The sequence below is a fragment of the Qipengyuania rhodophyticola genome (assembly GCF_042493225.1).
Classification (GTDB): Bacteria; Pseudomonadota; Alphaproteobacteria; order Sphingomonadales; family Sphingomonadaceae; genus Erythrobacter.
Window position 1 is genome coordinate 1,879,802 of record NZ_CP170454.1, and the last position, 20,146, is coordinate 1,899,947.

22 protein-coding genes and 1 tRNA gene are annotated in these 20,146 nt (G+C 57.6%); 21 read left to right on the plus strand and 2 right to left on the minus strand.

Annotation, left to right across the window (positions count from 1 at the left end):
- Nucleotides 1-33: 33 nt before the first annotated feature.
- From tsf to rpmE, 11 genes are all read left to right on the plus strand, one after another.
- Nucleotides 34-960 carry a translation elongation factor Ts gene (gene tsf, locus ACFCXQ_RS08965; protein ID WP_379549832.1) on the plus strand — a complete coding sequence of 309 codons (927 nt, stop codon included), beginning with the start codon at nt 34-36 and terminating at the stop codon, nt 958-960.
- A gap of 184 nt (nt 961-1,144) precedes the next feature.
- On the plus strand, nt 1,145-1,867 hold the full coding sequence (gene pyrH / locus ACFCXQ_RS08970; RefSeq protein WP_379549833.1) for a UMP kinase: 723 nt from the start codon (nt 1,145-1,147) through the stop codon (nt 1,865-1,867).
- Nucleotides 1,868-1,882: 15 nt separating this feature from the next.
- Nucleotides 1,883-2,440 (plus strand): ribosome recycling factor, encoded by a 558-nt coding sequence (frr, locus tag ACFCXQ_RS08975; RefSeq protein WP_379549835.1) that lies wholly within the window; start codon nt 1,883-1,885, stop codon nt 2,438-2,440.
- A 64-nt stretch (nt 2,441-2,504) separates the two neighbouring features.
- Nucleotides 2,505-3,146 carry a polyprenyl diphosphate synthase gene (gene uppS / locus ACFCXQ_RS08980; RefSeq protein ID WP_379554614.1) on the plus strand — a complete coding sequence of 214 codons (642 nt, stop codon included), beginning with the start codon at nt 2,505-2,507 and terminating at the stop codon, nt 3,144-3,146.
- Complete coding sequence (locus tag ACFCXQ_RS08985) at nt 3,133-3,822, plus strand: phosphatidate cytidylyltransferase (RefSeq protein WP_379549837.1); 690 nt, start codon at nt 3,133-3,135, stop codon at nt 3,820-3,822. Before uppS ends, ACFCXQ_RS08985 begins: the two co-directional genes overlap by 14 nt.
- Nucleotides 3,819-4,976 (plus strand): 1-deoxy-D-xylulose-5-phosphate reductoisomerase, encoded by a 1,158-nt coding sequence (gene dxr, locus ACFCXQ_RS08990; RefSeq protein WP_379549839.1) that lies wholly within the window; start codon nt 3,819-3,821, stop codon nt 4,974-4,976. Before ACFCXQ_RS08985 ends, dxr begins: the two co-directional genes overlap by 4 nt.
- A gap of 1 nt (nt 4,977) precedes the next feature.
- Nucleotides 4,978-6,120 carry an RIP metalloprotease RseP gene (gene rseP, locus ACFCXQ_RS08995; RefSeq protein ID WP_379549841.1) on the plus strand — a complete coding sequence of 381 codons (1,143 nt, stop codon included), beginning with the start codon at nt 4,978-4,980 and terminating at the stop codon, nt 6,118-6,120.
- 250 nt (nt 6,121-6,370) lie between these two features.
- Nucleotides 6,371-8,899: an outer membrane protein assembly factor BamA gene (gene bamA, locus ACFCXQ_RS09000; protein WP_379554616.1), complete on the plus strand. Its 2,529-nt coding sequence runs from the start codon at nt 6,371-6,373 to the stop codon at nt 8,897-8,899.
- Nucleotides 8,899-9,588, plus strand: a complete 690-nt coding sequence (locus ACFCXQ_RS09005; RefSeq protein ID WP_379549843.1) for an OmpH family outer membrane protein — start codon at nt 8,899-8,901, stop codon at nt 9,586-9,588. Before bamA ends, ACFCXQ_RS09005 begins: the two co-directional genes overlap by 1 nt.
- 38 nt (nt 9,589-9,626) lie before the next feature.
- Complete coding sequence (gene fabZ / locus ACFCXQ_RS09010; protein WP_379549845.1) at nt 9,627-10,079, plus strand: 3-hydroxyacyl-ACP dehydratase FabZ; 453 nt, start codon at nt 9,627-9,629, stop codon at nt 10,077-10,079.
- A gap of 208 nt (nt 10,080-10,287) precedes the next feature.
- Entirely contained in the window at nt 10,288-10,512 is a 225-nt protein-coding gene (rpmE, locus tag ACFCXQ_RS09015) for a 50S ribosomal protein L31 (protein ID WP_379549847.1), read from the plus strand.
- Nucleotides 10,513-10,579: 67 nt separating this feature from the next.
- On the opposite strand, the gene ACFCXQ_RS09020 is transcribed toward rpmE, so the two are convergent.
- Nucleotides 10,580-11,131: an MOSC domain-containing protein gene (locus tag ACFCXQ_RS09020; protein ID WP_379549849.1), complete on the minus strand. Its 552-nt coding sequence runs from the start codon at nt 11,129-11,131 to the stop codon at nt 10,580-10,582.
- Between the two features lie 276 nt (nt 11,132-11,407).
- Here ACFCXQ_RS09020 and ACFCXQ_RS09025 point away from each other — a divergent pair.
- From ACFCXQ_RS09025 to ACFCXQ_RS09070, 10 genes are all read left to right on the plus strand, one after another.
- Nucleotides 11,408-11,484 (plus strand) — tRNA-His (locus tag ACFCXQ_RS09025).
- A 68-nt stretch (nt 11,485-11,552) separates the two neighbouring features.
- Nucleotides 11,553-12,617 carry a Leu/Phe/Val dehydrogenase gene (locus ACFCXQ_RS09030; protein ID WP_379549851.1) on the plus strand — a complete coding sequence of 355 codons (1,065 nt, stop codon included), beginning with the start codon at nt 11,553-11,555 and terminating at the stop codon, nt 12,615-12,617.
- Between the two features lie 57 nt (nt 12,618-12,674).
- Nucleotides 12,675-13,415, plus strand: coding sequence for a heme ABC transporter permease CcmC (gene ccmC / locus ACFCXQ_RS09035; protein ID WP_379549853.1), 741 nt, complete (start codon nt 12,675-12,677; stop codon nt 13,413-13,415).
- Entirely contained in the window at nt 13,412-13,564 is a 153-nt protein-coding gene (locus ACFCXQ_RS09040) for a hypothetical protein (RefSeq protein WP_379549854.1), read from the plus strand. Before ccmC ends, ACFCXQ_RS09040 begins: the two co-directional genes overlap by 4 nt.
- The gene (ccmE, locus tag ACFCXQ_RS09045; RefSeq protein WP_379549856.1) at nt 13,561-14,031 is read left to right on the plus strand and encodes a cytochrome c maturation protein CcmE; all 471 of its coding nucleotides are present in this window, start codon (nt 13,561-13,563) and stop codon (nt 14,029-14,031) included. The genes ACFCXQ_RS09040 and ccmE overlap by 4 nt, the downstream gene beginning before the upstream one ends.
- A gap of 27 nt (nt 14,032-14,058) precedes the next feature.
- Nucleotides 14,059-16,020: a heme lyase CcmF/NrfE family subunit gene (locus ACFCXQ_RS09050; protein WP_379549857.1), complete on the plus strand. Its 1,962-nt coding sequence runs from the start codon at nt 14,059-14,061 to the stop codon at nt 16,018-16,020.
- A complete protein-coding gene (locus ACFCXQ_RS09055) occupies nt 16,017-16,547 on the plus strand; it encodes a DsbE family thiol:disulfide interchange protein (protein ID WP_379549859.1) in 531 nt (176 codons plus the stop codon). The genes ACFCXQ_RS09050 and ACFCXQ_RS09055 overlap by 4 nt, the downstream gene beginning before the upstream one ends.
- Nucleotides 16,544-16,948 (plus strand): cytochrome c-type biogenesis protein, encoded by a 405-nt coding sequence (locus ACFCXQ_RS09060; protein ID WP_379549861.1) that lies wholly within the window; start codon nt 16,544-16,546, stop codon nt 16,946-16,948. The genes ACFCXQ_RS09055 and ACFCXQ_RS09060 overlap by 4 nt, the downstream gene beginning before the upstream one ends.
- The gene (locus tag ACFCXQ_RS09065; protein ID WP_379549863.1) at nt 16,945-17,634 is read left to right on the plus strand and encodes a tetratricopeptide repeat protein; all 690 of its coding nucleotides are present in this window, start codon (nt 16,945-16,947) and stop codon (nt 17,632-17,634) included. Before ACFCXQ_RS09060 ends, ACFCXQ_RS09065 begins: the two co-directional genes overlap by 4 nt.
- Before the next feature lie 201 nt (nt 17,635-17,835).
- On the plus strand, nt 17,836-19,770 hold the full coding sequence (locus ACFCXQ_RS09070) for a potassium transporter Kup (protein ID WP_379549865.1): 1,935 nt from the start codon (nt 17,836-17,838) through the stop codon (nt 19,768-19,770).
- A gap of 37 nt (nt 19,771-19,807) precedes the next feature.
- Here ACFCXQ_RS09070 and ACFCXQ_RS09075 read toward each other — a convergent pair whose 3' ends face one another.
- Nucleotides 19,808-20,101 carry a hypothetical protein gene (locus ACFCXQ_RS09075; protein ID WP_379549867.1) on the minus strand — a complete coding sequence of 98 codons (294 nt, stop codon included), beginning with the start codon at nt 20,099-20,101 and terminating at the stop codon, nt 19,808-19,810.
- Between the last annotated feature and the right edge of the window lie 45 nt (nt 20,102-20,146).

Consider the following 20,146-nt stretch of genomic DNA (forward strand, 5'->3'; position numbering starts at 1 on the left):
CCGCAATTTGAGAACACATAAAGGATATATATCATGGCTGATTTCACCGTCGCCGATATTAAAGCTCTGCGCGAGAAAACCGGCGCAGGAATGATGGACGCCAAGAAGGCCCTTACTGAGGCTGGCGGCGATATTGAGGCTGCTGTTGACGCATTGCGCGCCAAGGGCCTCGCAACCGCTCAGAAAAAGTCCAGCCGTACTGCGGCGGAAGGTCTGGTCGGTGTTGCTGTTGAGGGCACCAAAGGCGTTGCTGTTGAAGTGAACTCGGAAACGGACTTCGTTGCCAAGAACGACCAGTTCCAGGATTTTGTACGCAAGACGACTGAAACCGCGCTGGGTGTGGACGGCGACGACGTCGAAGCGCTCAAAGCTGCGGGCTATCCCGATGGCGGCAGCGTGGCTGACAAGCTGACTGATAACATCGCCACGATTGGCGAGAATCAGCAGATTCGCCGGATGAAGACTGTCTCTGTGGGCAGCGGTGCAGTTGTGTCTTATGTTCACAACGCAGCGGCAACGGGCCTCGGCAAGATCGGCGTTCTGGTGGCCCTCGAAAGCGACCTTGGCGCAGACGTGCTTGAGCCATTTGGCAAGCAGCTTGCGATGCACATCGCCTCCATGTTCCCGCAGGCGCTTAACGCCGAGGGTCTTGATGCGGACGTGATTGAGCGTGAGCGCGCCATCGCGCAGGAAAAGGCAGCCGAAAGCGGCAAGCCTGAAAATGTGCAGGAAAAGATGGTCGAAGGCGCGATCAAGAAGTTCGCCAAAGAGAACGCTCTGCTCAGCCAGATGTTCGTGATGGACAACAAGTCTTCGGTTGAAGACGTTGTCGCGAAGTTCGGCAAAGACAATGGCGGTTCAGTTGCGCTGACCGACTATGTTCGCTTCCAACTCGGTGAAGGCATCGAGAAGAAGGAAGAAGACTTTGCCGCAGAGGTTGCCGCAGCTGTCGCTGGGTAACGCATCTTGCGACATACAACGCTAAACGAGCCGCTCGGTCCTACCGCAGGATCGGGCGGCTTTTGTTTTGGGCACACCATCTATGAGATGTGATGTAAATCTACACAGCTTTGGCTTTGCGCGGGCGAGCAATCCTGTCTAAGGATCAGCGCAGAATTTTAGCTTTGTGTGAGCCGGTCCTTTTATGCCCATCAAGAACTATAAACGTATCCTCCTCAAGCTGTCGGGCGAGGTGCTGATGGGCAATCAGGAATACGGCATTGATCCTGAATATGTCGCGCGTCTTGCCGAAGAAGTGAAGGCAGCCAAGGAAACCGGCCTTGAGGTTTGCCTCGTGATCGGTGGCGGCAATATTTTTCGCGGGATTTCAGGGGCAGCCAAGGGGCTGGACCGGACAACCGGCGATTACATGGGCATGCTGGCCACGGTCATGAATGCGCTCGCGATGCAGAATGCGCTGGAGCAGCTGGGCGTACAGACGCGCGTGCAATCCGCCATCCCAATGAGCAGCGTGTGCGAGCCTTACATTCGCCGCCGCGCAGAGCGCCACCTGGAGAAGGGGCGGATCGTTATCTTCGCGGCTGGCACGGGCAATCCGTTCTTTACGACGGACACGGGTGCGGCTTTGCGGGCGGCGGAGATGAATTGCGACGCTCTGCTTAAGGGCACAAGCGTTGACGGTGTCTATGACAGCGACCCTAAGCATAATGCGGCGGCCGAGCGGTTTGATGCGATCAGCTATGACCGGGTGCTGGCCGATAATCTGAAAGTGATGGATGCAACCGCCGTTGCACTATGCCGCGAGAACAGCATTCCCATTGTGGTCTTTTCGATCCGCGAACGGGGCAATGTGGCGCGGGTTCTGGCTGGCGACGGTGTGCAGACCGTCGTTCACAACGATAATTGAGAGGGAAATCAAGCCATGGCTAAATATGACAAGGCCGATATCGAACGCCGGATGAAGGGCGCTGTTGAAGCGCTGAAAAGCGACCTTGGCGGTCTGCGCACAGGCCGCGCGAACACTAGCCTCCTCGACCCAGTGGTGTGCGAAGTTTACGGCGCAATGATGCCGCTCGCGCAGGTCGCGACCGTCTCTGCGCCGGAGCCGCGCATGCTCGCTGTGCAGGTGTGGGACAAGAGCAACGTGAGCGCGGTTGAGAAGGGCATCACTAAGGCCAATCTCGGCCTGAACCCGATGACCGATGGACAGACTGTGCGCCTGCCTATGCCCGATCTCACCGAAGAACGCCGCAAGGAGCTGGCCAAGCTGGCTGGGACTTACGCTGAGAATGCCAAGATCGCGATCCGCAATGTGCGCCGCGACGGCATGGAAGCGCTGAAGGAAGACGAGAAGAAGAAAGAGATTTCCGAGGACGATCGCAAGCGGCTGGAGGAAGAAGTCCAGAAGGCGACGGACAAGTTTGTGGCTGATGCCGATGAGGCCGCTGCGAATAAGGAAAAGGAAATCCTGACCCAATAGGGCGGGGCGCAAGGGCCAAACAGTGACAGTCGAGACTTCCCGCGCGCGGCACGTCGCCATCATTATGGATGGCAATGGGCGCTGGGCAAAAAAGCGCGGGCTTCCGCGTGCGCTGGGTCATCAGCGCGGGGTTGAGGCGGTGCGCAAGCTCGTCCGTGCGACTGAGCCTATGGGGATCGAATGCCTGACGCTTTATGCGTTCTCTTCGGAGAATTGGAAGCGACCAGAGGATGAGGTTGATCATCTGATGGGCTTGCTTCGCAAATTCATCAAGACGGATCTTGAAGAGTTTGTCGCCAATGATGTGAAGCTCAAGATTATCGGCGATTATAAGGCATTTGCACCTGATATCGTAGAAATGATCGAGGATGCGCTTGAAAAGACTTCTGGCGGCTCGCGCATTCTTGCGGTCGCCCTGAATTATGGTGCGCAGCAAGAGATTGTCCGCGCGGCAACGCTGGCGGCGGAGCAGGGCGAGATTTCTGAAAGCGCGCTTGAGCGGCACCTTTACACCAGCGACCTGCCGCCGCTTGATCTGCTGATCCGCACCAGCGGCGAAGTGCGCCTCTCGAACTTCCTGCTGTGGCAATGCGCTTATGCGGAAATGAGTTTTGTTGATGTGCTGTGGCCGGACTTTACACCGGAGCACTTGCAGAACGCGCTGGATGATTTCGCCAAGCGGGAGCGTCGCTATGGCGGGCGCTGAGGGGGCGGCGGCTCCGGCCAAGAAAAGCGATCTGCCGGTTCGCGTGGCGTCGGCGCTTGTTATGCTCGCAGTGGCTGCCTTCGCCGTTTGGATGGGCGACCAGTGGGTTGATGGCCTGATCACGCTCATTGCGGCAGTGTGTACCTGGGAGTTTGTGCGGCTGGTCTTGCGGGCCACGCAAAGCTGGCCGCTGCGTCTCATCGGCGCGCTGCTTGGCTTCGGTTACATTCTCTATGCCGCCTATAGCCTGTCGGTGTTCGACATACCGCTGGTAATTTACCCGGTACTGATCGTAGTCGCGACCGACGTTGGGGCGTATTTTTCTGGCCGCGGTATTGGCGGCCCCAAGATTGCCCCCGCGATCAGTCCATCGAAGACGTGGGCGGGGCTCTGTGGCGGGATGCTAGCGGCAGGTCTTTTTCTTGCGGGCACCTTCATTTGGAACACCGGCGATTGGAGCCTGCGCCCTATGCTGGTCATCGCTTTCGCGATTGGCGCGGCGCTAGCGGTGCTCGCGCAGATGGGTGATTTCTTTGAAAGCTGGCTTAAGCGCAAAGCGGATATGAAAGACTCATCCAACCTCATTCCCGGACACGGCGGCGTCTTTGACCGTGTGGATGGACTGCTGCCGGTGGCAATCGCCTCAGGTCTCTTGTGGCAGCTGCACCCGGCATGACCCGCTCTGTCACCATCCTCGGCGCAACCGGCTCGGTTGGCGAGCAGACACTTGATCTGATCAAGCGCGAGCCTGAGGCATGGCAGGTCGAGGCGCTGACCGCCAATTGCAGCGCGTGTGAGCTCGCGCAAATGGCCAAGGACGTTCGCGCGAAGCTGGCGGTGGTCGGCGATGAAAGCTGTCTGCCTGCATTGCAAGAGGCTTTGGCAGGCACAGGCATTAAGACGGCGGGCGGACAAACCGCGCTGATCGAAGCGGCGCAGCGCCCCGCCGATATGACAGTCGCGGCAATTGTTGGTTGTGCTGGCCTTGCGCCCGTAATGGCAGCGGTGCAGCGGGGCGGTTCGCTCGCGCTTGCCAATAAAGAGGCGCTGGTGTCAGCTGGCGAAATCCTGATGTCAGCGGCGGCAAAGCATGGCGCGACCCTTCTGCCAACGGACTCAGAGCACAACGCTATTTTTCAATGCCTTGCGGGCAATGATATCGACGAAGTGCGCAGCATAACGCTCACCGCAAGCGGCGGCCCCTTGCGCACATGGTCGACCGAGCAGCTTGCCAAGGCGACGCCTGCTGAAGCGATCGCGCACCCTAACTGGTCGATGGGTGCGAAAATCAGTGTCGATAGTGCGACGATGTTCAATAAAGGCCTTGAACTTATTGAAGCCTATTACCTTTTTCCGGTCGGACTCGATAAAATCCGCATTGTCGTTCATCCGCAAAGCGTCATTCATTCCATGGTCGAATATCGCGATGGATCGACGCTCGCGCAGCTCGGGCCTTCCGACATGCGCGTGCCGATTGCCTCATGTCTTGCGTATCCGGCGCGCATGGAAACGCCAATGGCGCCGCTTGATCTGGCCGCGATTGGCACGTTGAGCTTCGAAGCACCTGACGAGGAGCGCTTTCCCGCCACACGCTTGGCGCGGGAGGCGGCGGAGGCGGGCGGCGCAATGCCCGCGACGCTCAACGCAGCGAACGAGATCGCCGTGGAGTCCTTCCTAAACGGTCAGATTGGGTTCAGCCGCATTCCGGCAATAGTCGAGGACATCATGGCGGGCTGCGACCACGCGGCGCCCCTGACTAGCCTCGAAGACGTCCTTGCTTTAGACGCAGAAATGCGCGCGCGGACGCGGGCACTGGTGGAGATACAATAAGTTGGACGGTTCGCTTCCCTTATGGGTGTATTATGTGGTTGGTTTCCCATTGCTATTGGGACCGCTGGTCACGCTGCATGAGCTGGGCCATTATCTGGTCGGGCGCTGGTTTGGCGTCGGCGCAGAAGCATTCTCAGTCGGTTTTGGTAAAGAGTTGATTGGGTGGACAGATAAACGCGGCACGCGTTGGAAACTCTCCGCGATTCCGCTGGGCGGCTATGTTCAGTTCAAGGGCGATATGAACCCCGCGAGCATGCCGGATCCTGAGGCGCTTGAGCAGGATGATGATGAGCCGGGCAATGGCAGTTTTCATCGGGCATCCCTCGGTAAGCGCGCCTTAATAGTTTTCGCAGGACCTTTCGCGAACCTCCTCATAACATTGGCTATTTTTGCCGCTTTCTTTATGTTTCTGGGTAAGCCAACTGCGATTGATGCGGATCAGCAGCTGACCATTGGCGAGTTTTCTGAGGAAAGCGCGGCGCGCGAGGCTGGTTTGCAAGTCGGCGACAAGATTGTTGCTGTGGGCGAACGGGAGCTGACCGAATTTGCGGATCTGCGCGAGGAAGTGCTGATCTATCCGGGCCGCGAGTTACAATTCACGATCGAGCGTGACGGCGCTCAGCAAACCGTGCCGATTACCGTCCGCAGCGTTGAGCAAGAGGATGAGTTTGGCAATGTCTCGCGCATTGGCCTCATCGGAGTGATGCCGGCTGCGGTAGAATATGATTTTGTCCGGCAGGGCCCGCTTACCAGTGCAGGGCTCGCGGTCGAGCGCACTATCGGCATGATGGACATGATGCTTACCGGCCTTGGCCAAATCATCACCGGCGAACGTTCTGTAAAAGAGCTGGGCGGGCCGATCAAAATCGCAAAATATTCTGGCGAGTGGCTTTCTTTGGGATTGCTTGCCTTCATCGAATTTGCCGCGCTCATCTCGCTTAACTTAGCATTCATCAACCTCCTGCCAATTCCGGCTTTGGACGGTGGGCATCTGGTTTTCTACGCGGCTGAAGCAGTCCGCCGTAAGCCGGTAAGTGCCCGTGGTCAGGAAGTGGCGTTTCGCGCCGGCATGGCACTTGTGCTTGGCCTTATGGTGTTCGTCACGATTAATGATCTGATTAGTCTTCCCGTCTTTGGGAATTAGTCGGGCAAAAGCGTTACGAGGGAGCGGGTTTCACTGGCAGCATGGCTTGATTGCGCAATTTTCATCGGGCAAGGCACAACGCGGCCTTACCGAGGGATGGCGCGGGATGGTGATGCACCGCAGCAATGGGCCGCTTGGATCAACGGATTGGATGGTTACTTCCTTGTCGAATAGCAAATTTGTGAAAAGCGCGTCTGCGGGCCAGATTCTTCCTGCTGCGCGGCTGAGCGCTGCTCTTCTAGCGGGCACGATGCTCGCCGGTATGCCTGCGTCCCTGTCTGCACAGGAAGCCCCTGCGCAAGAAGCGCCGCCTGCGCCTGCTGCACCTGCCGAAGCCGCTCCGGCGCCAGCGGTCCAGCAGCAGCGCGACATTGTGCGTACGATCTCGGTTTTGGGCGCTGAACGCCTCGAGGCGCAGACAATTCTTTCATACATCCGCCTACGTCCGGGCGACACGTGGAGCGCGGCGGTCGGTGACCAAGTTCTGAAGGACCTGTCGGCAACTGAGCTGTTTGCAACCTTCTCGGTCAGCAATGATGCAGGTAATGTCGTCATAACGTTGACAGAGAACCCGGTGATCAACCGGATAATTCTTGAGGGCAATAAGCGGATCAAGAATGACAAGATCGTTCCTGAGATCAAGCTTGCGCCGCGCCAGATCTTTACCCGCTCAAAAGTCCGCGCCGATGTCTCGCGGATCATCGAATTGTACAAACGCCAAGGCCGGTTTGCGGCAACGGTTGAACCGAAGATGGTACAACTCGCGCAGAACCGGGTCGATATTGTTTTTGAGATCAGTGAAGGGCCCAAGTCCAAAGTTCGCCAGATCAACGTTCTGGGTAATGAAGCCTTCTCAGACAATGAGCTGCGCAGTGAAATGGTCACCAAGCAAGCGCGTCTGACCAGCTTCTTCTCCAGCAATACCAGCTATGACCCTGATCGTTTGGCTTTTGACCAACAAAAGCTGCGTCAGTTTTATCTTACTGAAGGTTATGCAGATTTCCGCGTGGTATCGGCAGTAGCTGAACTTACACCCGACAAGCGCGACTTCATCATCACTTATGTGGTGGAAGAAGGTGAGCGTTATAAGTTCGGTGAGTTGGAAGTCGAAAGCAACATTCGCGACTTTGATAGCGACGCGCTTCAAGCGCGGCTGCCGATGCAAGGCGGCGATTGGTATGATGCGAAACTGGTGGAGGACACTGTTGAGCAGCTGACGGATCTCGCCGGTAACTTTGGTTATGCATTTGCGGACGTCAATCCGCGGTTCAATCGCGACAAAGAAACGCTGACGATGAACGTCAACTTCATTTTGCAAGAAGCTCCGCGTGTTTATGTTGAGCGCGTTGATGTGAACGGCAACACGCTGACGCAGGACAAGGTTGTGCGCCGTGAGTTCCGTACCTCAGAAGGTGATGCGTTTAACTCGCTAGCGATCAAGCGTTCGACTGCGCGGATCAACTCGCTGGGTTATTTCCAGGAGAACTTTGAGGTCAATCAGGTTGACGGCAGCGCGCCGGACCGAATTGTTCTGGAAGCGAACCTGGAAGAGCAAGCGACCGGTGAACTGCAATTGTCAGCTGGCTTCTCCTCAATTGAGAGCTTTATTTTCCAGGGCTCGATCAGGCAGCGCAACTTCCGTGGTCGCGGGCAAACCATCGGCCTTAGCGGCAATATTTCGCGGTTCTCGCGCTCTGCCAATATCAGCTTTACTGAGCCTTATGTGTTCGACCGGAATATCTCGGCTGGCGTTGATATCTTCCGCCGCGACGTCAACAGCTTTAATTTCCTGAACAATGACCGGAACACTACGTTTGAGCAGGCGACAACGGGTTTCTCTGCCCGTCTTGGTACGCCGCTGACGGAATTCTCGTCTCTCATTGCGAGCTATACGCTTAACCTCGACGACGTGAGCCTGGATGAAAACCAGTTCTTTGCTGACCTTGATGGCGACGGCATTAGAACATGTGAGCCTTTGATTGCTGGGCGTTTCCTGTGCGATGCGATTGGCAAGCGAACGAGCTCTATTCTCGGCCTTACCTATTCACTCGACACAACCAACAGCCGACTGCGTCCCTCGAGCGGCCGCAACTTGTCGGTTACCGCTGAATATGCGGGCCTAGGCGGTTCGGTTAATTACCTTCGGATCCGCGGCCGTGCGGGGCAATATTATTCGCTTGGCAGCGGATTCATCCTCTCCCTCACAGCAGAAGGCGGGGCAATCCGCAGCTTTGAAGACCGGGGTCCGGGTGTTGAGGACGTCCGTCTGACTGATCGCTTCTTCCTAGGGGAGCCGCAAATTCGTGGCTTTGATATTCGCGGCGTTGGCCCGCGTGTCTTGCGGCGTATTATCCCAAGTGGCGTGACACCTGAATTGACATTGCTTGAGCAATTGGAAGAAGATCGCCGCAGCGTTCAGGATGATGCTATTGGCGGTACTGCCTATTATCTAGGCCGTGCTGAGGTGGAAATCCCGCTGGGCACTGGCGCTCGTGAATTGGGCCTGAGACCCTCACTCTTTGCAGATATTGGCGCCGTCTTTAACATTACCGATCCGATCTTGACCAACGGTCCTTTGCCTCCCGAAATCAGTGCCTCGGGCGGCGTGGTCGAGGAAGTGTTTGTCGGTGACAGCATTAGTCCACGTATTTCCGTCGGCATTGGCGTCAATTGGAATTCACCCTTCGGTCCATTCCGGATCGACATTGCCCGAGCGCTAAAGAGCCAGCCGGGCGATGATACTAAACTGTTCTCCTTTAACGTAGGAACTCAATTCTAATGAAAACTATCTCCAAAACACTCGCTTGCTTGAGCGTTGCCGGCGCAGCGATCGCATCTGTTCCTGCTGCCGCGCAGGTTAACGGCATTGCGACGAGCAGCCCCGAAGCGGTTATCGTCCGTAGTCAGGCTCGCATCAATGCCTATCAGCAGATCGGCCAAACCTACACGACGCAGCTCACGCAGATGAACACTCTGCGTCAGGAGATCAACACGCAGCAGCGCAGCCTTGATACGGACAATAACGGTCAGCTGACCGAAGCTGAGATCCAAGCCAATCCTACCGCTGTGCAGCAGATTCAGCAGAAAGAACAGCAGGTTCAGCAATTGAGCCAGCCGATCGCCTTGGCGCAGACATATGTTATTGAGCAATTGATCAACGACTACAATAACGCACGCAATCAGGTAATCTCGGACAAGGGCATTCAGATCATGCTAGCGCCTGATGCAATTCAATATGCACCTGACGGGGTGAATGTGACGACAGATCTTGTGAATGCGCTCAACACGCGTTTGCCAGCTGTGCAAACGACACCGCCAGCCGGATGGCAGCCGCGCCGCGATTCTCTCCAGACGCATCAGGCTATTCAGCAAATCCTGCTCGCCGCAGCCCAACAAGCCGCAGCTCAGCAGCAGCAAGCAGCTCAGCAACCAGCTGCGCAGCCTAACCAGCAGCCAACCGGCCGCTAATCAGAGGCTTTGGGGCAGTAAATTAGAAGGGGGCAGCGATGAGTGATACCAGCATGGATATCGGGCAGATCCTGAAGGCTCTGCCGCATCGTTTCCCCTTGCTTTTGGTCGACCGAGTGAAATCGGTTGAGCTGGGTGAGCGTATTCATGCAGTGAAAGCGGTCACTTTCAATGAGGACTTCTTTCAGGGGCATTTCCCTGGCGCACCGATCATGCCCGGCGTGCTTCAGATTGAGGCCCTCGCGCAGACGGCGGCCATTCTGGGGATCGAATCGTTCGAGCTTTCGGGTACCGGCAAGCTCGTCTATTTCATGGCGATTGAGAATGCGAAGTTCCGCTCGCCTGTGACGCCCGGCTGCCTGCTAGATCTGGAAGTGGAATTTGTCCAAAAACGTAGCCGCGTCAGCAAGTTCAAAGGCTCGGCTAGTGTTGACGGCAAGGTGACGACCCAAGTCGAGTTTACCGCAATGATCGCGGATCCGCCTTCCTAGTTGATTACCTAGCCACCCGCGCCCTCCACCCTTCCATCCGGATAATGTCCCGGTAGGCTCCGGGTGGAAGGGTGGAGGGCGAGGGTGGCTAGGCACCGTTGCACTACAAATAACCTTGCATTTAGCGCGCCGGGACACTATCCGCGCCCATCTTCTTACAAACAGCGAGCCCGGTCGGAACCGGGCATATGCTAAAAGGACGTTTATCATGAAAGCTGAAGGCCACCCTGACTATCACACTATCACGGTCAAAATGACTGATGGTACTGAGTTTCAGACACGCTCTACTTGGGGCAAAGAAGGCGACACTATGACGCTGGATATCGACCCTACCAGCCACCCGGCATGGACCGGCGGTAAGCAGCAGCTGCAAGAAGGTGGCCGTGTTGCTGCGTTCAACAAGCGCTTTGGCGGGCTTTCGCTCAAGAAATAAGCGAGTCCTATCGCTCGCGGTGTTTTGCTGCGTTAGAAAGGGCGGTCCTAACGGGCCGCCTTTTTCTTTACACCCGCTCAAGCGGGATATGCGGCCCAGAGGGCGGCACAATTTCTATTGCATCGCCCGCGCGTACAATTCCTCCTTGGGCAACAATTGTCATAATGCCCGCTTTTCGGACTAAGCCAGAGGGCGTCTTAATGGCGACTTGCTTGAGTAGCCCGGGCATGAAATTCTCGATCTGAGTGCATGGGTTGCGCAAACCTGTCACTTGAAGCTCGACCTGCGGACCAATCTTGAGGAGCGTTCCCTGCCCGAGTGACAAAAGATCAATGCCTGACGTGGTAATGTTCTCTCCCAAATCGCCGGGTTTGACGCAAAACCCTTTCGCGGCCAGCTCGTTGAGTAGTTCCCCATGGATGAGGTGCACCTGCCGCAGATTGGGTTGGCTCGGATCCTGCCTGACGCGAGATAAATGCTGCACTGTCTCGCCTGCATGTGCATCACCTTTAATGCCAAACCCGGCGATCAGTTCAAACGACTGTACCAATTTCTTGGAGAAACCGTGATCGGAGCTAATTGCCAAGTGCGCTGCTGTCCCGATCTGCTGTGCAATCATGTCGGCCTTACCTAAGATATTGATGCTTTGCCCGGACTTGCTCGAAGGCAGACTCGGAACCCTTCATAGCGTGCCGCGCGAACACCGCACCAATGCACTTTGCTAGGCCGCGAAAGAAAATTGCGTATTTACCCGAGAAACACGTTTTTCGCTTCCCATATACGCCTGCCTGTGCAACAGGCCTCGCCGTCTGTTCGCAGCGTCTTGACGCCTGTGTGCGGACGGTTATCAGCCCCCTCACGCGTATGTCTATTTGGGCGTACGCAGGGGCATGTGGCGATCGTAGCTCAGTTGGTTAGAGCGCCGGTTTGTGGTACCGGAGGTCGGGGATTCGAGCTCCCTCGGTCGCCCCATTTCCCCTTGTTGATTGGATTTCCGCGCCCTCGCTCGGGTGCATCTCTTCGGGAGCTGACGGCCTCACATGACTGCTTTCTGGACCGAACCCGACTTTGACGACCATGAGCTAGTGCAGCTCGTCCGCGACCACGAGAGCGGTCTGACGGCGATTATTGCGGTGCATTCAAGCCATCTCGGGCCCGGCGCAGGCGGCACGCGGTTTTGGCATTATGCTGAGCCAAAAGACGCAATGCGCGATGCACTGCGCCTGTCACGCGGCATGAGTTACAAGAATGCTATGGCTGGCCTGCCCATGGGCGGCGGCAAAGCCGTCATTCTGGCGGATGCTGACAAGACTAAGAGCGATGGATTGCTCGACGCCTTTGGCGATGCTGTCGATGCACTAGGCGGCAAATATGTGACGGCTGAGGATGTTGGCATTAGCGAGGCCGATATGGTTCGCGTCTCGCAGCGTACCGCTCATGTTTCTGGCTTACCCGTTGATGGTGAAGATGCCGCTGGCGGCGACCCCGGGCCATTTACGGCAATGGGAATTTACCACGGCATCAAAGCAGCGGTTCAGCACAAGCTGAAGCGAGATACTTTGGAGGGTGTGCATATCGCTCTGCAAGGCGCAGGCAGCGTCGGCTCCGGCGTGGCGCGTCTCGCCGCCAAAGAGGGTGCGCGGATGACGATCGCTGATATCGACGCGGGCCGCGCGGAACAATTGGCCGAGGAACTCGGCGGAGAAGCGGTTTCCGCAGACGCCGTTCAAGGCATTGCCTGCGATGTCTTCAGCCCGAATGCGCTGGGCGCAATCCTTGATGATGAGGGGATTGCCCGGCTTGATTGCGCGATTGTTGCGGGCGGCGCGAATAACCAACTGGCCCGTGCGCATCACGGCGAGCAGGTCGCTGCGCGCGGCATTCTTTACGCGCCTGACTATGTGATCAATGCAGGCGGTATCATCAGTGTGACGCTGGAATATCTGTGCCGCACAAAGGGCAATCCATGCGACATTAACGAGGTGCGTAAACGCATCGCCCAGATCCCTGGACGCCTTGAGCAAATCTGGCAGGAAAGTGATCGCACGGGCGTGTCACCCGATCAGGTTTCTGATCGTATGGCACAAAAATTGATCGGTCGCTGATTTGTGCTCTTGCAGGCCATGTGAACGCCTGTAAAACCCTCGGGTAAGGGAGCTTTCATGCACGGCTACGCCAATCCTAAGCGGTTTCTATCTCTGGCCAACTGGCTCACCCCGACCTTGCTTTGGTCAGGGCTGGCGCTGACGTTTGGCTCGCTCGCTTGGGGGCTGATCGTGGTGCCACCTGACCGGCTGATGGGCGAGACAGTGCGGATCCTGTTTATCCATGTACCCGCGGCATGGCTGGGCATGGGCGGATGGACGGCCATAGCCTTGTCGAGCCTCGCGTTTTTGGTGTGGCGCCATCCGCTGGCGGCTTTGTCCGCGCGCGCCGCGGCAGTGCCCGGAGCTGTCTTTACAGCAGTATGTCTCGCAACCGGATCAATCTGGGGCCGCCCGACTTGGGGCACTTGGTGGGTGTGGGATGGCCGGCTGACCAGCATGTTAGTGCTGCTCTTCTTATATTTCGCGTATCTGGCGCTTGCGCAGGCGGCCGAGCGCGAAGGCGTCAGCCCGCGAATTCCTGCGATTTTTGGCTTGCTTGGCGCGATCAATATCCCGATCATCAACCGCTCGGTTGTGTGGTGGAACTCTCTGCATCAACCGCCCAGCATTACAGTAGGCAAAAGCGCAATTGATGCGGCGTTTCTGGTTCCGCTGCTCGTCGCAGTGGTAGGCTTCTCTTTGATATTTGGCGCAGTGGTGTTGATGCGGATGCGCGCGCTGCTTGCCGAGACACAGGCCGAGGCGCGTCTCCGCCGCCGCGCGATGGAGGCGACTGCTTTGGAGAGTGGCGCGTGAGAGAAGCGCTCGACCAATGGGACTTTGTGGTTGCTGCATATGTGGTCGGCATGTTTGCGACCTTTGCAATGATCGCTTGGGCTTGGGCTGCTATGCGTAAAGCAGAAAAACGCCGAGATGAGGCCAGACAAAAGGTGAGCCGGAAATGAGCACGCTTAAACCCAAGCATCAGCGCCTTGCCCTAGGCGTTTTGGCATTGATCGCTATTATCGGTGCAGGGCTCATCGCGGTCTACGGGCTGCAGAACCAAGCCAACTATTTCTATTTCCCCGAGCAGATGCGCGACAACCCGCCAGAGGTCGGCCAGCCTGTTCGGCTTGGCGGTATGGTTCAGGAGGGGTCACTGGAAACCCTGCCGGATGGCATCACTTTGGCGTTTGTTGTCACGGGACAGGAAGATTCAAGCATACCGGTGCGCTTCAGCGGAATTATCCCAGACCTTTTTGTTGAAGGATCCGGGGTCGTGGCCGATGGCAGCTTGGATGCCGATGGCGTCTTTATAGCGGACAATCTGCTTGCCAAGCATGATGAGAATTATGTCCCGCGCGAGCTTGAGGGCATGGCCGAGCATCAAGCGGCGCAAAGCTATGAGCAAACCACGATTGGTCTCGATTAGGATGAGCCATCTCAAGGGGCAAAACGCGTGATTGCTGAGCTTGGTCTTGCAGCATTGTGGCTGGCCGCGGCGCTGGCCGGATTGCAATTGGTTGCTTCGGCGATGGCGCTGCGCAGCGATGCGGTCTCGGGCGAGCTTGGCGAGATCGCCAAGACGGTGCGCCCTGCTGCCGTGGCGCAGGGGCTTCTCGCGGGTTTCTCCTTCATCATGCTGCTCTGGCTGTTCGCGATCACGGACCTTTCGGTAAAGCTGGTCGCCACCAATTCGCACTCCATGAAGCCGATGATCTTCAAGCTCTCTGGAGCCTGGGGTAATCACGAGGGATCGATGCTGCTGTGGGTCACAGTGATGGCGCTTGCGGGCGGATTGATAGCGGCAATTGAGCGGCGTTTGCCGGAGCGGACAATGCAAGCAACGCTTGCAGCGCAAGGCTTTGTTGCACTTGGCTTTTATGCTTTCTTGCTGCTGAGCTCGAACCCGTTCGAACGCCTGCCAACGCCCGCTGCTGAAGGGATGGGGCTTAACCCGCTGTTGCAGGACATCGGTCTCGCCTTCCACCCGCCGACGCTCTATTTCGGCTATGTCGGGCTTTCGGTTGCATTCAGCTTTGCATGCGGCGCTCTCATCACACGGCAAGTAACGCCCGAGTTTGCGCGCGTCATGCGGCCATGGGTGCTCGGCGCGTGGGTGTTCCTGACGCTGGGCATAACCGCTGGATCTTACTGGGCCTATTACGAGCTGGGCTGGGGCGGCTGGTGGTTCTGGGATCCGGTTGAAAACGCTTCGCTCATGCCATGGCTCGCAGCGACGGCGCTGCTCCATTCGGTGAGCGTGCTAGCCGCGCGCGATGCCTTGCGCGCTTGGACAATCATGCTGGGCGTGGTCGCCTTTTCGATGAGCATGCTCGGCACATTCCTGGTGCGCTCTGGCATCCTTACGAGCGTCCATGCATTCGCTGTCGACCCAGAGCGGGGCAGCTTCATCCTTATCCTGCTGGCGCTTTACATCGGCGGCTCACTGCTGCTGTTCGCTTTGCGCGCGGGCAGCGTGAGCGAGGGTGAGCGCTTCTCCATCGCCAGCCGCGAGGGCGCGCTGGTATTCAATAATGTCATGCTCAGCGCGACGCTGGCGATTGTTTTGCTCGGTACGCTCTATCCGTTGCTGACTGAAGTGTTCGATGTGCGCGTGTCGGTTGGCCCGCCATACTTCAATCCGGTTGGTGCAATCTTCGTAATTCCCATGCTGCTCGTGATGACGGTTGGGCCGCTGCTGCGTTGGCGGCAGGACGGCTTTGGCCGCATCTCCAAAGAAATTGCAGTTGTCGGCGCGCTGATGTTGGTCGCGCTTATTCTGGCGGCATTACTCGCCGACATCGCAATCTTGCCGCTCTTGGGATTGGCGCTCGCGGCTGGTCTGGCCGTCGCGAGCTTCCTCCCGTTGCGCGGCCGCAAAATCACCCGCGTACCCATCGCGACCTGGGGCATGGTGGTGGCGCATTTCGGCATTGCCGTCGCGCTCTTGGGCATGGCGAGCGAGAGCGCGTTTACGGAAGAAAAACTTGCCGCAGTTGAGATTGGCGGCAACACCGAAGTTGGCCCGTATAACGTTACACTCGATGACGTAGCGCCCGTTGCAGGGCCAAACTGGACAGCAATTGAAGCGCGGCTTTCGGCCCGTATTGATGGCGGAGAGGCGATCAGCCTGCGCCCGCAATCGCGCCATTTCTGGGCGCCGCCACAAGAGACCACAGAGAGTGTGCTTGCGACCCGATGGAATGGACAGCTTTATGCGGTTGTCGGTGACGCATCGGGCGATGGCCGCTGGCAGCTTCGGCTTTGGTGGAAGCCGTTTGTGACTTTCATCTGGTATGGCGGATTGCTGATATCGCTCGGTGGTGTTCTGGCGATTATCGGCCGCGTGCAACAGGATTTAAAGCGTCGCCATGCGCTGCGCAGAACGGCTGAGCGCCGCGCAGAGATGGCCGCATGACGGGGTGGAAGCTCTGGGTGCCGCTGATGCTGTTTTCCGGCTTTGTTGGGGTGGCTGGCTATCAATTGACGCAGCCCAAGGACGAATTCGTCGAAAGCCGGATGGTCGGCAAGGAACTGCCATTCTTTGACCTGCGTCCGGCGCTTGCGGAGCTCCCGGGTGCATCCAGCGCTGATTTTCAGGATGGCACGCCGCGCCTGCTCAATATCTGGGCGAGCTGGTGCCTGCCCTGCATTGCCGAGGCTCCAAATCTTGAGCGTTTGCAACGCGAGGGCGTCGAAATTGTCGGCATAGCCATCCGAGATCGGCCAGAGGATGTTGCGCGTTTTCTGGCCCAGCATGGCAACCCATATACCCGGATAGGCGCGGATGATTTGTCGAGCGTACAGCTCGAAATCGGCTCGTCAGGCGTGCCTGAGACCTTCGTGATCGACGGGCAGGGACGCATCACGCATCAGCATATTGGCGATATCCGCGCAGACGATGTGCCCATGCTGCTCGCAAAACTGGCGGAGGCGGCACGGTGACGCGTTTGATTGCGCTCCTGCTCGCTCTGGTTGCGGTGCCATCGCTCGCCCAGCAAAGCCTGCCGCCAGCGCCTTTCGCATATAATCAGCTTGAAGACCCGGCGCAGGAAGCCGCGGCGCAAGAGCTGATGGAAACGCTGCGCTGCCTGAAATGTCAAAGCCAGTCGATTGCCGATAGTGACGCGCCAATGGCGGGCGATATGCGCCACCAGGTTCGCATACGCATCGCCGCTGGAGACAGTCCTGATGAAATACGCGACTGGCTGGTCGAGCGCTATGGCAATTATGTCAGCTATAAGCCCGAGGTAAGCGCGAGCACTTGGCCTCTATTTGCAATTCCCATTGTGCTGGTGCTGATCGCAGGCGCAATATTGCTGGGTAGACTGAGGAAACGCGCGTGATTTGGATACCGATTATTGCGCTTGCCGCTCTGGTGTTTGTGGTCTCTGCCTTTGCTCTTAAGCTTCCGAAAAGCGGCTGGACGCTGTTCGGTTCTGCGCTTTTGTTTGGTCTCACCGGATATGCGCTTCAAGGCTCGCCGGGTCAGTCCGCCTCCCCCAAGGCTCCGAGCGAGGAGCGCGCGCAGACTGGCGAACTGCTGATTGAGGCGCGGCGAGAGTTCTTCAATCCGGATCGGCAACCCTCGCGTTTTGTAGTGACATCGGACGCGTTCGCGCGGCGCGGCGAGTTTGAGGATGCTGCAAAATTCCTCCAAAACGCGCTGGAAGACAATCCCAATGATGGCGAGGCGTGGGTCGCGCTTGGTAATGCTCTGGTTGAGCACACAGGCGGTCAACTGACGGCGCCAGCGATGTTCGCCTATGCGCGGGCCGAGGAGGTGCTCCCAGGCAATCCGGCACCTGGATATTTCGTTGGGCTAGGGTTTTTGCGCATGGGTCAGCCGGGCCGTGCACGGGCGACCTGGGCGCAATTGCTCGGTACAGTGCCTGAAGACGCGCCGTGGCGTGAGACGCTGGAAATCCGCCTCGCACGGCTCGATGCTTTGCTCGCCCAGGGACAGCTACAAGGGCAAATGGGGCCGCCTGCGCCAGCACCACAATCGCCCTCGCAAGCACCCACACCATAACCGTATCAGGCATGAACAGCCTTGAACCGGGCGTACCCGCAAGTTGCAGCACCCAAATGATACTGCTAAGCGCCGCCGCCTCTCGGGTGGAGAGTCTGCCCAGTGGGCAAAAGGACGGCGAGCATGGCATCAGCGCTGTGACCGCCGGTTGGCAAGGATCAAGCCATGCGCATGAGTTCTATCCGCGATGAGCGCTCATAAATGAGTGAGGGCGCAGTCCCACAAAAGCACCCCTCGGCCGAGGGTGTGCATGGTACGCATGGCAAGAAGGCGGGTAAGACGGCGCTTGCTGTGGGCGCGATCGGTATCGTTTTTGGCGATATCGGCACGAGTCCGCTCTATGCGTTCCGTGAGACTTTCGCTGGGACCGCCAATGTAGCAATCGACCGGATGCATGTCCTAGGCGTCGTCAGTTTGATTTTCTGGTCAATGTTGCTGGTCGTTGCGATCCAATATGTGACCATTCTGATGCGCGCGGACAACAAAGGGCAGGGCGGTAGTCTCGCTTTGGTTGCTCTCCTGTCACGGCATATTGGCAAGACCAGCTATGGCTGGCTGGTGGTGCTGCTGGGCGTGTTTGCGACCTCGCTTTTCTACGGCGACAGTATGATTACGCCGGCGATTTCAGTGCTTTCAGCGGTCGAAGGGCTGACTGTGGTTGACCCTGGTTTCGAGCGTTTTGTGATACCAATCGCGCTTGGGCTATTGGTGTTTCTATTCGTGCTGCAAAAGCGCGGGACGGCCAAGGTTGGTGCGCTGTTTGCGCCGGTGATGATCGTCTATTTCATCGTTATTGCCGGTTTGGGCGGATGGCAGATTATCCAGAACCCCGACATTCTATGGGCGCTTAACCCATATTATGCTGTCATGTTTTTCGTGACCGATGGGGTGGTTGCGTTTCTTGCGTTAGGCGCCGTTGTGCTCGCAGTGACGGGGTCAGAAGCGCTTTATTCTGACATGGGGCATTTCGGGCGCGGCCCAATGCGCCTTTCGTGGTTCGGTTTTGTGATGCCGTGCCTGCTGCTCAATTACTTTGGTCAGGGCGCAATGATCGCTGGCCTGCCGCCCGAGCAGGCTGCTGAGGTGGTCCGCAATCCTTTCTTCCTGCTCGCCAGTGAAGAATGGCGTCTGCCGCTGGTTATTTTGGCCACAGTCGCGACATTTATCGCTAGCCAGGCGGTGATTTCAGGCGCGTTCTCAATCACGCACCAAGCGGTTCAGATGGGCTTTATGCCGCGCCTGTCCATCCTCCATACGAGCGAGACTGAGGGCGGCCAGATCTACATCCCATTTATCAATTGGGCGCTGATGGTCGCCGTTATTATCTTGGTGCTGACCTTCCAGAACTCCTCCGCTCTTGCCAGCGCATATGGCATTGCGGTGACTGGCGCTGTCACTATCGACACGTTGCTGATGGGCGTGCTGTTTGTCGGCGTGTGGAAATGGAAGTGGTGGTATGCCGCCCCCGTCGTGCTTTTGTTCCTGATCGTTGACGGCGCGTACTTCGCCGCCAATCTGACTAAGGTGCCGGACGGCGGCTGGTTCCCGTTGATGGTTGGCTTTATTGTGTTCACCCTGCTGACCACATGGGCGCGCGGCCGCAAGTTGATGCGCGACCGGATGACTGAGGTTGCTCTGCCGATTGAGATCTTTGCCAAGTCAGCCAAGAACTCCGCCACCCGCGTGCCCGGCACAGCTATCTTTATGGCCAGCCAGACCGCGGGTGTACCCAGCGCGCTCCTCCACAACATTAAGCACAACAAGGTGCTGCACGAGCGGGTGGTGATCCTCACCGTACTGATTGACGATGTGCCTTATGTCGATCCCGACAAGCGCTGCGAGTATCATGACCTGGGCGACGGGTTCTATCGCGGCGTCTTGCACTATGGCTTTATGGAAGAGACCAATGTGCCCGATGGCCTGCAAAAAATGGACCGCTGCGGGGGCGAATTTGATATGATGCAAACCAGCTTCTTCCTCAGCCGCCAGACACTGCTGCCGAGCGACAAGCCGGGTATGCCGATCTGGCGCGAGAAGATATTTGCTTGGATGCTGCGAAACGCGGCGACCGCGATGGAGTTCTTCCGATTACCCACGAACCGTGTGGTTGAGCTGGGTAGTCAGGTTGAGATTTAGCCGAGATAAAGGCCCGCTAGCCAGCCTAGTGGTGCCTCTACCGCGTCGGCAGCTGGAACCCTGCTTTGCTCGCGCAAGATCGCGTGACCTGTTCAACTTTCGCACGCCCTTCGCCGATCATGTCGGTGATTTCAAGACCTGCTTCAGCAAGGTCGTCCACCATGCAGGTGCAAAGCGCGTTACCCTTCGATGGGTCGGGCGCCATCCGCCCAAACTGCCGCTCGCATTTCTCTATAGAGCTCGTGCGAATGTCCTCCGGTGTTTGCGGCCCGCATGCAGAAAGGCTCAAAGCGGCGCCCAAGGTCGCGACGGTCAGATAGTGTTTCGTCATAGCTGTTCCTCCTTCAGCAGTAACATCTGAGGAGATAGCAAATGA

Bases quoted from the DNA above. Each gene is read 5' to 3' on its own strand.
- tsf (WP_379549832.1), top strand. From the start codon at position 34: ATGGCTGATTTCACCGTCGCCGATATTAAAGCTCTGCGCGAGAAAACC.
- pyrH (WP_379549833.1), top strand. From the start codon at position 1,145: ATGCCCATCAAGAACTATAAACGTATCCTCCTCAAGCTGTCGGGCGAG.
- frr (WP_379549835.1), top strand. From the start codon at position 1,883: ATGGCTAAATATGACAAGGCCGATATCGAACGCCGGATGAAGGGCGCT.
- uppS (WP_379554614.1), top strand. From the start codon at position 2,505: ATGGATGGCAATGGGCGCTGGGCAAAAAAGCGCGGGCTTCCGCGTGCG.
- ACFCXQ_RS08985 (WP_379549837.1), top strand. From the start codon at position 3,133: ATGGCGGGCGCTGAGGGGGCGGCGGCTCCGGCCAAGAAAAGCGATCTG.
- dxr (WP_379549839.1), top strand. From the start codon at position 3,819: ATGACCCGCTCTGTCACCATCCTCGGCGCAACCGGCTCGGTTGGCGAG.
- bamA (WP_379554616.1), top strand. From the start codon at position 6,371: ATGCTCGCCGGTATGCCTGCGTCCCTGTCTGCACAGGAAGCCCCTGCG.
- ACFCXQ_RS09005 (WP_379549843.1), top strand. From the start codon at position 8,899: ATGAAAACTATCTCCAAAACACTCGCTTGCTTGAGCGTTGCCGGCGCA.
- fabZ (WP_379549845.1), top strand. From the start codon at position 9,627: ATGAGTGATACCAGCATGGATATCGGGCAGATCCTGAAGGCTCTGCCG.
- rpmE (WP_379549847.1), top strand. From the start codon at position 10,288: ATGAAAGCTGAAGGCCACCCTGACTATCACACTATCACGGTCAAAATG.
- ACFCXQ_RS09020 (WP_379549849.1), bottom strand. From the start codon at position 11,131: ATGATTGCACAGCAGATCGGGACAGCAGCGCACTTGGCAATTAGCTCC.
- ACFCXQ_RS09030 (WP_379549851.1), top strand. From the start codon at position 11,553: ATGACTGCTTTCTGGACCGAACCCGACTTTGACGACCATGAGCTAGTG.
- ccmC (WP_379549853.1), top strand. From the start codon at position 12,675: ATGCACGGCTACGCCAATCCTAAGCGGTTTCTATCTCTGGCCAACTGG.
- ccmE (WP_379549856.1), top strand. From the start codon at position 13,561: ATGAGCACGCTTAAACCCAAGCATCAGCGCCTTGCCCTAGGCGTTTTG.
- ACFCXQ_RS09055 (WP_379549859.1), top strand. From the start codon at position 16,017: ATGACGGGGTGGAAGCTCTGGGTGCCGCTGATGCTGTTTTCCGGCTTT.
- ACFCXQ_RS09070 (WP_379549865.1), top strand. From the start codon at position 17,836: ATGAGTGAGGGCGCAGTCCCACAAAAGCACCCCTCGGCCGAGGGTGTG.
- ACFCXQ_RS09075 (WP_379549867.1), bottom strand. From the start codon at position 20,101: ATGACGAAACACTATCTGACCGTCGCGACCTTGGGCGCCGCTTTGAGC.